Annotated in this window: 12 protein-coding genes and 1 pseudogene; 9 read left to right on the forward strand and 4 right to left on the reverse strand. The window is 63.1% G+C overall.

The window, feature by feature from the left end; genetic code table 11:
* Positions 1-223 (reverse strand): annotated as a pseudogene (locus AB5Y92_RS04035) (MFS transporter); the annotation flags it as partial.
* A 176-nt stretch (positions 224-399) separates the two neighbouring features.
* Between AB5Y92_RS04035 and AB5Y92_RS04040 the strand changes: the two are divergent.
* Positions 400-1,242 carry a LysR family transcriptional regulator gene (locus tag AB5Y92_RS04040; protein WP_368225647.1) on the forward strand — a complete coding sequence of 281 codons (843 nt, stop codon included), beginning with the start codon at positions 400-402 and terminating at the stop codon, positions 1,240-1,242.
* 57 nt (positions 1,243-1,299) lie between these two features.
* On the opposite strand, the gene rsmS is transcribed toward AB5Y92_RS04040, so the two are convergent.
* Positions 1,300-1,455: a pleiotropic regulatory protein RsmS gene (rsmS, locus tag AB5Y92_RS04045; protein ID WP_005337582.1), complete on the reverse strand. Its 156-nt coding sequence runs from the start codon at positions 1,453-1,455 to the stop codon at positions 1,300-1,302.
* A 96-nt stretch (positions 1,456-1,551) separates the two neighbouring features.
* Positions 1,552-2,019, reverse strand: coding sequence for an acyl-CoA thioesterase (locus tag AB5Y92_RS04050; protein ID WP_108612015.1), 468 nt, complete (start codon positions 2,017-2,019; stop codon positions 1,552-1,554).
* A 138-nt stretch (positions 2,020-2,157) separates the two neighbouring features.
* Here AB5Y92_RS04050 and AB5Y92_RS04055 point away from each other — a divergent pair, with 138 nt between their 5' ends.
* Positions 2,158-2,796: a tellurite resistance TerB family protein gene (locus AB5Y92_RS04055; RefSeq protein WP_368225649.1), complete on the forward strand. Its 639-nt coding sequence runs from the start codon at positions 2,158-2,160 to the stop codon at positions 2,794-2,796.
* A gap of 154 nt (positions 2,797-2,950) precedes the next feature.
* Positions 2,951-3,409: an N-acetyltransferase family protein gene (locus AB5Y92_RS04060; protein WP_368225651.1), complete on the forward strand. Its 459-nt coding sequence runs from the start codon at positions 2,951-2,953 to the stop codon at positions 3,407-3,409.
* Between the two features lie 93 nt (positions 3,410-3,502).
* Here AB5Y92_RS04060 and AB5Y92_RS04065 read toward each other — a convergent pair whose 3' ends face one another.
* Entirely contained in the window at positions 3,503-4,918 is a 1,416-nt protein-coding gene (locus AB5Y92_RS04065) for a PLP-dependent aminotransferase family protein (RefSeq protein ID WP_368225653.1), read from the reverse strand.
* Between the two features lie 122 nt (positions 4,919-5,040).
* On the opposite strand from AB5Y92_RS04065, the gene AB5Y92_RS04070 reads away from it, so the two are divergent.
* The 6 genes from AB5Y92_RS04070 to AB5Y92_RS04095 all read left to right on the forward strand — a co-directional run bounded on the left by AB5Y92_RS04070 (position 5,041) and on the right by AB5Y92_RS04095 (position 10,135).
* Complete coding sequence (locus tag AB5Y92_RS04070) at positions 5,041-6,612, forward strand: cytochrome ubiquinol oxidase subunit I (protein ID WP_368225655.1); 1,572 nt, start codon at positions 5,041-5,043, stop codon at positions 6,610-6,612.
* A complete protein-coding gene (cydB, locus tag AB5Y92_RS04075; RefSeq protein ID WP_270656686.1) occupies positions 6,612-7,751 on the forward strand; it encodes a cytochrome d ubiquinol oxidase subunit II in 1,140 nt (379 codons plus the stop codon). The genes AB5Y92_RS04070 and cydB overlap by 1 nt, the downstream gene beginning before the upstream one ends.
* A 16-nt stretch (positions 7,752-7,767) precedes the next feature.
* Positions 7,768-7,878, forward strand: a complete 111-nt coding sequence (cydX, locus tag AB5Y92_RS04080; protein WP_005337572.1) for a cytochrome bd-I oxidase subunit CydX — start codon at positions 7,768-7,770, stop codon at positions 7,876-7,878.
* Between the two features lie 130 nt (positions 7,879-8,008).
* On the forward strand, positions 8,009-8,968 hold the full coding sequence (locus AB5Y92_RS04085; protein WP_206875528.1) for an MBL fold metallo-hydrolase: 960 nt from the start codon (positions 8,009-8,011) through the stop codon (positions 8,966-8,968).
* Positions 8,961-9,290, forward strand: a complete 330-nt coding sequence (locus AB5Y92_RS04090; RefSeq protein WP_042056354.1) for a hypothetical protein — start codon at positions 8,961-8,963, stop codon at positions 9,288-9,290. The genes AB5Y92_RS04085 and AB5Y92_RS04090 overlap by 8 nt, the downstream gene beginning before the upstream one ends.
* On the forward strand, positions 9,278-10,135 hold the full coding sequence (locus tag AB5Y92_RS04095) for a DUF692 domain-containing protein (RefSeq protein ID WP_270656688.1): 858 nt from the start codon (positions 9,278-9,280) through the stop codon (positions 10,133-10,135). Before AB5Y92_RS04090 ends, AB5Y92_RS04095 begins: the two co-directional genes overlap by 13 nt.

A 10,135-nucleotide genomic window follows, 5' to 3' on the forward strand; every position in this document is an offset into this window, starting at 1 on the left:
GGCTGCGCAGGCGCGGGGTGAGCAGCACACCAATCCCGATCAGCCAGAGCGGCAGCAGGGTGAGCCAGGCGAGGGTATCCATCCCCAGCGACAGGGCGCGGCCAATCTCGCCGCTCAACGGGCCGATGGCGGTAAGAAAGGGACGCAGGTTAAGGCCAGTCAGGATCACCAGCACCAGCAGGGCGGTCTGGCCTGCGGGTTGAGCCGCATTTTGTTGATTCATCGGGTGCTGTTTCCGGTTCTGGGAGAGACAGGGGGCATTCGGGACGCGGAGTCATCGGGGCTGAACATGGCAGATCACCGTCAAAGGAGGCAAAAGCGCCAGCCTAGCGGGCTCGAAAGTCATTTGGAAATTAAATGATAGAATGGGCTTCAGTGATTTTGTAAATGGAGCGCCCCATGCTGGATCCCCTGTTACTGCGCAGTTTTGTCGCCATTATCGACACCGGCAGCTTTACCCGCGCCGGTGAACGGGTCCATCTGACCCAATCCACCATCAGCCAGCAGATCCGCCGCCTTGAGCAGCAGCTTGGCTGTCCACTGCTGGATCGCTCCGGTCGTCAGGTGGTGGCGACGGCGGAGGGAGAAAAATTGCTGGGGCTGGCCCGCCGCATTCTGGCGCTGCTGGCACAGGCCGAGGAGCAGGTGAGCGAGGGGAGCGTGTCCCTCAGCCTCGGGGTGCCGGAGGATTTCGCCGCAGGCGCCATTACCCCGGTGCTGGCCGCCTTTGCCCGCGACTACCCCGAAGTACGGTTGGAAGTGCAAAGCGGCCTGAGCCACGAGATCTGGCAGCGCTTCGCGGCGGGAGAGCTGGATCTGGCGCTGGTCAAGCAGACGCGCGGGCAGGGGGCGCCCCTTGCCAGCTGGCGCGAGCCGCTGGTGTGGGTTGACAGTCGCGACTGGCCCGCACGGGAACGGGATCCGCTGCCGCTGGTGGTGTTCCCGAGCGAAGGGCTCTATCGGCGGCAGATGACCGAGGCGCTCGATGGTCTGGGTCGGCGTTGGCGTATCGCCTATGTCAGCGCCAGCCTTGCCAGCTTGCAGGGGGCGGTGAGTGCGGGCATTGGCGTGAGCTTGCTGCCCAAACGGTTGATGCCCGCCGATCAGCTGGCCCTGACCCAGTGGCCCAAGGTGGCGTCGGTGGAGCTGGCGCTGCATGCAGGGGGAAGCGGGAGCGAGCCGCTCACCCGCTTGAGCGCGGCCCTGATCGCCCTCTGTGACGAGGTGATGGGGCTGCAGTAATTTGCGGTATGGGGAAAAGTTGAAGTCTGAAAAAACGCAACAAAGTGTGAGGACGGATCAGTGATCCTTCCCCTCCGCCAGCTTGCGCTCGTAGTCATTTTTTACGATGGCCAGCGCCGCCAGCACCAGCTCGGGGGCCAGCTCATTGGTTTCCAGCAGTTCAATCAGATCCACCGCGAGTTTCACCTCGGGCGGGGCAGTTTCCAGTGACATGGGCAGGGCTCCGGTTGCGGGAAGAGGGGGGATTATACAGGGGCGCCGCCGTTGGCCGAAAGCGCCCCGCTCTATCGGGCAGGGGAATCACCAAGGTCAGAGGTGCTGGCGCATCTCCTTGTCGATCTCCTCGCGCAGGGCGATCAGCTTTTTGGCGTACTGCTGCAACTGCAGATCGCTCTCGCTTACTGGCTGCCACTGAGGCACTGGGGTCGGCTTGCCGTGCTCATCCATCGCCACGAAGATGATGATGCAGTGGGTGGTCTTGTGGCGCTCGGTCTCGGTGGGATGGCGGCTGTAGACATCCACCGCAAGATGCATGCTGGTGGTGCCGGTGTGGATCACCTGGGCGTGAACCTCTACCAGCTGGCCAATCTGGATGGGGCGCAAAAAGCGGATCCCCCCCACATAGACGGTCACCGCATAGCCGCCGCACCAGCCGGCTGCGCAGGCATAGCCCGCCTGATCGATCCACTTCATCACCATGCCGCCGTGTACCTTGCCGCCGAAATTGACGTCGGAGGGTTCGGCCAGAAATTGCAGGGTCAGTTCGCGATTTGGCACAGTTACATCCTTATTGCCTGAAGGGTTTCCCTGAGCTTTGCCCCATCGGCCTGCCCGGTCAAGGGTTCATCCCCGATTCAGGGGGGCGAGGTCACTATCTTGCTCTATCGACGGGAACATAGCCGCAGGAGTGACACCATGAAACAGATGCTGGAACAGTTGCTGGGGGCTGGCAAAGGCTGGCTCAACGAAGGCGGAGACAAGCGCAAGGGGCAGATGCAGGGGGCGCTGGCCGGCGGTGCGCTCGGTCTGCTGCTGGGGAACAAGAAGATGCGCAAATATGGCGGCAAGGCCGCTGCCGTGGGGGGCGCTGCGGCCCTTGGCGGGCTGGCCTACAAGCTCTATCAGGATTGGCAGGCCCAGCAGGCGGCACCGGCCCAGCCCACCCATCCCATCAGTGGGCTGGAAGGCAATGCGCTGGATGCCCGTGCGGCCCTCTTGGTGCGCGCCATGGTGGCTGCGGCCCGGGCCGATGGCCATATCGACGGTGCCGAGCGCCAGAAAATTCAGGAGTATCTGATCGAACAGGGCCAGAGCGATGTCGCCCGCTGGATTGACGCCGAGCTGGCCCGTCCCCTCGATCCCCACGCGCTGGCGCGGGAAGTGACCGACATGGAGCTGGCCACCGAGGTCTATCTCGCCTCCCTGCTCGCCATCGAGGTGGATCACTTTATGGAGCGCGGTTATCTCGACGAACTGGCGCGGGCCCTTAAACTCGATGACAACCTCAAGGGGAGCATCGAGCGTCAGGTGGCCCAACTTAACGCCCCCGCCTGATATCCCTCATCGCCATGGATTGCCGATAACGCCCCGTTCAAGGGGCGTTGTTGTTTAGGTTGCTCGTCAAAAGATGCGGATGAGGCTATTTGAATAGTGGGGCACAGCCCCTAAGATGGCACAGGACCATCACCTTTTTTGCAAGGAGCAACCGTTGGAGATACGCAAGGCAAGCGAACTGGATATCGATGCCATTGTCGAGCTGAACCGGCAGATAGGAGAGATCCACCATGCACATTACCCCGAGGTGTTCTGCCCGCCGTCACCAGAGGAGCGGGAGTTTTTGCTCGATGCCATTGCCGCAGAAGGGCGTCTGTTCTGCGTTGCCGAGCAGGATGGCAGGGTGGTGGGCTTTTTGACGGCGCGGATCGATATCAATGAGAGCGTGCCTTTTCTCACCCGTGCGCCGATTTGCCGTATCGGCTCCGTGGTGGTGGATGAGCAGCACCGCTCCCGCGGGATTGGCAAGGCGCTGATCGCCCATTGCGACGAGTGGGCCAAGGCCCGTGATGCTCAGCAAATCCGGCTGGAGGTGATGGCCTTCAACGAGCGTGCCCAAGCGCTCTATGAGGCGCTGGGCTTCAAGGTGCAGTCACAGATCATGGCCAGATGATCAGTTTTTTATGGCGAGCCAAGGCGCGTCACTCCCCAACTACAAAGGCCCGTTACGGGCCTTTGTTCGTTTCGTCAGCGGCTCTTTGCCACGTTACTTTTCACCGAGTTGTGCGGCAATCAGTGCGGCCAGCCGGGTGAGGGCCTGCTCCAGCTGTTCGCTCCAGGGATGGGAGCTGTTGAGGCGCAGGCAGTGGTTGTGTTGCCCCTGACTGGAAAAGAGGGCGCCGGGAGCCACTGAAAAACCGCTGCCCAGAGCCTTGGCGTGCAGGGCGCGGCTGTCGAAATGGGCAGGCAGCGCCAGCCAGAGAAAGTAGCCGCCATCGGGGGAGGAGATCCGCACCTCGCCCGGCAACAGTCGCTGCAGGGCCGCCCGCATCTGCTGCTGGCGCTGGGCCAGGGTGTGGCGCAGGCGGCGAAAGTGAGCATCGACCCCGCCTTGGCGCAGCATCTCGGCCAGCGCCAGCTGGCTCGGCACATTGGTAGAGAGGGTGGACATCAGCTGCAGCCGCTGCACCCGCTCGGCATGGGGTCCCGCCACCACCCAGCCGACCCGAAAGCCCGGTGCCAGACACTTGGAAAAGGAGCTGCAGAGCAGGCTGTCACCACGCTGATCCCAGTGGCGGATCGGCTTGGGGCGCTCGCGGCCAAAGTAGACCTCGGCATAGACGTCATCCTCCACCAGCGGCACCCCATGGCTGTTGAGCAGCGCCATCAGCCGCGCTTTGTGACTATCAGGCATGGTGTGGCCGAGCGGGTGCTGCACATTGCCCATCAGCCAGCACGCCTTGATCGGCATCTGGCTGAGGGCGTCGGCCAGCAGGTCGAGATCGATGCCCACCCCCGGAATGACCGGGATCTCCACCGCCTTGAGTTTCAGCCGTTCGATGGCCTGCAGGGCACCATAGAAGGTGGGGGACTCCACCACCACCCAGTCGCCGGGCTCGGTCAGCACCTGCAGGCTGAGGGAGAGCGCCTCCATGGCTCCGGTGGTGATGATGATCTCCTGCGGATTGACCGCCACCCCATCGCTGGCGTAGCGCTGGGCGATGGCGCGGCGCAGCGCTTCGTTGCCGGGGGGCAGGTCGGCCACCGTGCTGAAGGGATCGAGCTTGCGCATGCAGCTGGCCAGCGCCCGCCCGAGCTGGGGATGGGGGAACAGGGTCGGGTCTGCCACCGACATGCCAAGGGGGACCAGATCCCGCGATTTGCTCGCCTGCAACACCTCGAACACCAGATCGTTGATATCCACCGAGCCGCTGTAGTGGGTCTGGCTCGGCGTGTGCTGCACGAGCTGTGGTGAGGCGGCTTTGACGTAGTAGCCGGACTGGGGGCGGGCGAGGATCCGCCCCTGACTTTCGAGCAGTTGATAGGCCTGCAACACCGTCATGGGGCTGAGCCCGTGGGTCTTGCAGCTCTGGCGAATAGAGGGGATGCGCTCCCCCGGTTGCCAGATACCATCATCGATCTGGCTTTGCAGGCGGTCGGCCAACTGCTGGTAAAGGGACATGATCTGGATCAACTGTTATAGGTGTAATTCAATATAACTGCATCTGTTATAGGTGTCATGCTCCGTGATGTACTTGTCACGCACGAAACGTGCAAGGCAAATACAACAAAAGAGAGTGACGCATGATCAATCCGGATGACGTGGTCAGCCTGTCTCGCCTGCAATTTGGCGCTACGGCCCTGTTCCACTTCCTGTTTGTGCCCCTCACGCTGGGGCTGTCCTGGATCCTGGTGATCGCCGAGTCGGCTTATGTGATGACCGGCAAGGTGATCTATCAGGACATCACCCGCTTCTGGGGCAAACTGTTTGGCATCAACTTCGTCATGGGGGTCACCACGGGGATCACCATGGAGTTTCAGTTCGGCACCAACTGGGCTTACTACTCCCACTATGTGGGGGACATCTTCGGTACCCCGCTGGCCATCGAGGGGCTGATGGCCTTCTTCCTCGAATCGACCCTGGTGGGGCTCTTCTTCTTCGGTTGGGACAAGCTCTCCCGCGGCAAGCACCTGCTGGTGACCATGCTGGTGGCGCTCGGCTCCAACCTCTCGGCGCTCTGGATCCTGATCGGCAACGGCTGGATGCAAAACCCGGTGGGGGCCGAGTTCAACCTGCTGACCCAGCGGATGGAGCTGGTGGATATCGCCGCCGTGCTGTTCAACCCGGTGGCGCAGGTGAAGTTCGTTCACACCGTCGCGGCGGGCTATGTGGCCGCCTCCATGTTCGTGATGGGGGTGAGCAGCTGGTATCTGCTGCGCAAGACGGAAGTGCAGTTTGCCCTGCGCTCCTTCGCCATCGCCTCCGGCTTCGGGCTGGCGGCCATCCTCTCGGTCATTGTGCTCGGGGATGAGTCTGGCTATCGCACCGGCGAGGTGCAGAAGGTCAAGCTTGCCGCCATCGAGGCAGAGTGGGAGACCGAGCCGGCGCCAGCCTCCTTTACCCTGTTCGGCTTCCCGGATCAGACCGCCGAGACCACCCACGCCGCCATCAAGATCCCGTATCTGATGGGGATCATCGCTACCCGCTCCATCGACGAGGCGGTGACCGGCCTCAAGGATATCAAGGTGCAAAACGAGGCGCGCATTCGCAGCGGCATGGTGGCGGCCGAGGCCCTCGAGCAGATCCGGCAGGGCGATGACACCCCGGCCAACCGCGCCCGCTTCGAGCAGCACGGCAAGGATCTCGGCTACGGCATGCTGCTCACCCCCTATGCCAGCAATATTGCCAAGGCCGGTGAGGCGGAGATCGCCAAAGCGGTCGATGACTCCATCCCGCCGGTGGCGCCGCTCTTCTGGGGTTTTCGGGTGATGGTGGGGCTTGGCATCACCATGCTGGGGCTGATGGTGGTGAGCTTTGTCCAGCTCTGCCGCAACCGGCTGCAAGACTCGCCACGGCTGCTCAAGACCATGCTCTGGAGCATTCCGCTGCCCTGGATTGCCATCGAGGCGGGCTGGCTGGTGGCCGAGCTTGGCCGTCAACCCTGGACCATCAGCGACGTGCTGCCGGTCTCGGCCTCGGTCTCTTTGCTTCAGCCGGGCCAACTCTGGTTCAGCCTGATCGCCATCTGTTCCATCTACACCCTGTTGTTGGTGGTGGAGCTGTTCCTGTTGCGCCATGTGATCCGCAAGGGGCCCGCCATTCTCCATACCGGCCGCTACAGCGGTGAACAACCCGAACTTGCGAGGATCGCCTGATGGATTACGCAACCCTGAAACTCATCTGGTGGGCGCTGGTGCTCTTCATGATGGTCGGTTTTATCGTGATGGATGGCTTCGATCTCGGCATCGCCATGCTGCTGCCGGTGGTGTCGAAAGATGACGACGACCGCCGTCTGGTGATCAACAGCGTGGGGCCGGTGTGGGAGGGCAATCAGGTGTGGCTGATTGCCGGTGCCGGTGCCCTGTTCGCCGCCTGGCCGCTGGCCTATGCCGCAGCTTTCTCGGGGCTTTACATCCCCATGGTGGTGCTGCTGCTCGGGCTATTTTTGCGTCCGGTCGGTTTTGACTATCGCAGCAAGCTGGCCGATCCGGTGTGGCGCCGCTGGTGGGATCGGGCGCTGGTGGCGGGTGGCCTGATACCGGCCCTGATCCTCGGCGCCGCCATCGGTCTGGTGATGGAGGGGCTGCCGTTTCGCTTCGATACGGCGCTGCGCCTGCACTATGGCGCGTTCGACTTCCACTGGGGCTGGCTGCTCTCGGTGCTGGCCACTGCCATCAGCCTGTTGCTGCTGCACGGCGCCGGTTTTCTGCAAGCCAAGGTGATCGGCACCCCTGCGCTGCGGGCACGGGGGATCGCCATCCTGCTGGCCCCGCTGGTGAGCCTCTGCTATCTGCTGGCCGGCTGGCATCTGGTGGATCTGCAAGGGTTTCAGCTGACCGGTGTGGCAGGCCAGCCCTTTGACGGTAACGCCGTGCTGAGTCCGCTGATGAAGGGGGTGATCCCCCACGCCGGAGGCTGGCTGCGCAACTACTTTGACTATCCGCTGCTGTGGCTGGTGCCGATCATCGGGACGCTGGCGCCGCTGGTGAGCGGGATTGCCTCCTGGCTGGAGCGGGGTCGGATTGCGCTGCTGGCCAGCGCCATCGCCTGCGCCGCCATGCTCTGCTCGGTGGCCATCGCCCTGTTCCCCTTCGTGCTGCCCTCATCCCTCGATGCGGTCAGCAGCCTGACCCTGTGGGACAGCACCTCCAGCTACAAGACCCTGGCCATCATGTTCGGCCTCGTACTGGTGCTGATGCCGATCAACCTGGGCTACACCGGCTGGGTCTATCGGGTGGTGCGCGGCAAGCTCGACCGTGCCCGCATCAAGCGCGACAGCCATCAACTCTACTGACCTCAAGGGATCTGCTATGTGGTACTTCACCTGGATTTTGGGCCTCGGATTCGCCCTGCTGCTGGGCTTGTGCAACCTGCTCTGGCTGGAAGCGCGCTGGCAGGCGGACGAACGGGACGGTAACTGACGGCGGGGGGCTCGCGCCCCGCCATGGCCGGTGGCTGGCGTTCACTCGTCGCCATCGGCCCCTCTCTCCCCCTCTTTAAACGACACAAACGACACACTTTCAACCGACAACCAACCGACAGGTAATTGTGATGAAACAGAGATTGAAAGCGGTGGCGCTGGCCATCGGGTGCGCGCTCACCGTCGCCCCGGCCTGTGCCGAACCGGTACAACTGACGCCACTGGATAAAACCTTCACCCTGCAGGTGCTCGGCAGTGGTGGCCCCATCTCCGACGACCTGCGTGCCTCCTCCAGCGAGGTGATCTGGTGGAAGGGGAAATCCCGCATCCTGATCGATGCCGGTGGCGGCGTCTACCTGCGCTTCGGCCAGGCGGGGGCCAAGCTCGAAGAGGTCGATTTTATCGGCATCACCCACTTCCACACCGACCATGTGACCGACCTGCCCGCCCTGCTCAAGGGGGCCTATTTCTTCGAGCGCAGCGATCCGCTGGATCTGGCGGGGCCAGAGGCCGGTTCGGCCTTCCCCAGCATGAGCGGCTACTTCGATGCCCTCTTCAACAAGGACAAGGGCGCTTATGCCTACCTGAGCGGCTTCAAGGATGGCACCGATGGCCTCTTCCCCATCACCTTGCACGATGTGCCCTACCAGAGCCCGCAGCCTCACACCGTCTATCAGCAGGATGGGCTGACCATCACCGCCCTCGGCATCCCTCACGGTGACGTGCCCTGTCTGGCCTATCGCATCGAGAGCGCCGAGGGGACCATCGTTATCTCTGCAGATCAGAACGGCAGCAACCCGGCCTTTGTGCCGTTTGCCAAGGGGGCCGACATTCTGGTGATGCCGCTCGCCATCCACGAAGGGGCCGACCCTGTCTCCGCTTCGCTTCACGCCAAGCCATCTGTGGTGGCCAAGATTGCCGCCGAGGTGAACCCCAAGCTGCTGGTGCTCAACCACTGGATGGGGGTTGGCCTCAATCACAAGAAAGAGGCGATGGCCATCGTCAAACAGCAGTTCCACGGCCAGATCGTGGCTGCCCGTGATCTCTCCAGCTACCCCGTTTTATCCGTCAAGGAGTCCGCTCATGAGTAACTCAAGCAGCAACAAAACCACCGGCAAACTGACCCTCTCCATCGCCATGACCAGCCTGATTGCCCTGACTCCGGGGCTGGCGCTGGCGGCCACCCCGAGCGATGCGCCGGTGAAAGCCGCCCCCAGCGAACAGCACGGCGGCAAGTGTGCGGCGGGCAAGTGCGGCACCGAGAAGCGCTTTGAAAAGCAGGCCCTCGACAGTGATCCGCAGGGGCGGCTGGTACGCGCCCGCGATGGCAAGTGTGGCGTGGCGGGCGAGGGGATTGATGGCAATACATCCAGCCAGGGCAGCAAGATGACGGAGGGGGTATGCGGCCAATAAGCTCCCGCAGTCGGGGGATCGGGCTGCGTCAGGAGCATCTGGATGCGCTCTGCTCCGGCCCCGTCCGCCCCGGCATCGACTTTCTCGAGCTGGCGCCGGAGAACTGGATGGCCATCGGCGGCGCCAAGCGGGCGCAGCTGCATCAGCTGGCCGAGCGTTACCCGCTGGTGGCCCACGGGCTCAGCCTCTCCCTCGGCGATTGTCAGCCCCTTAATCGCCCCCTGCTCAGCCAGATCCGCACCTTTCTGGATGAGTTCGGCATCGGGATCTACAGCGAACATTTGAGCTTTTCCCGCGACCAGCAGGGCTATCTCTATGAGCTCTTACCGGTGCCGCGGCAGTGGGAGAACATCCCCTATCTGGCCGAGCGGATCGCGCAGGTGCAGGAGGCGCTGGCCCGCCCGCTGGTGCTGGAAAATATCTCCTACTACCACGGCTATGACCACGAGATGCCGGAGGAGGATTTTCTCGCCGAGCTGGTGGCGCGCAGCGGCTGCGAGCTGCTGCTCGATATCAACAACGTTTTTGTGAACAGCCGCAACCACGGTTACTGCCCCAAGCGGATGATCGCCGGGCTGCCGGGCAATGCGATCCGCTATTTCCATATCGCCGGTCATCTGGAAGAGGCGGACGGCACTTTATTGGATACCCATGGCAAACCGGTGTGCGAGGAGGTGGTGGCGCTGGCCCGTTATACGGTGCAGACCCACGGCCTGCGCCCCCTGCTGCTGGAGCGGGATCACCATCTGCCACCGCTGGCAGAGCTGGAGGCCGAGCTGGCGCGGGTGCACGGCGCCTGTTGCGAGGCGATTGACAGTCAGGTGCGGGAGGTGCGCTATGGATAG

Origin of the sequence: Aeromonas sp. R1-1 (assembly GCF_040908495.1) — a bacterium.
In the GTDB taxonomy this organism is placed as follows: domain Bacteria; phylum Pseudomonadota; class Gammaproteobacteria; order Enterobacterales; family Aeromonadaceae; genus Aeromonas; species Aeromonas veronii.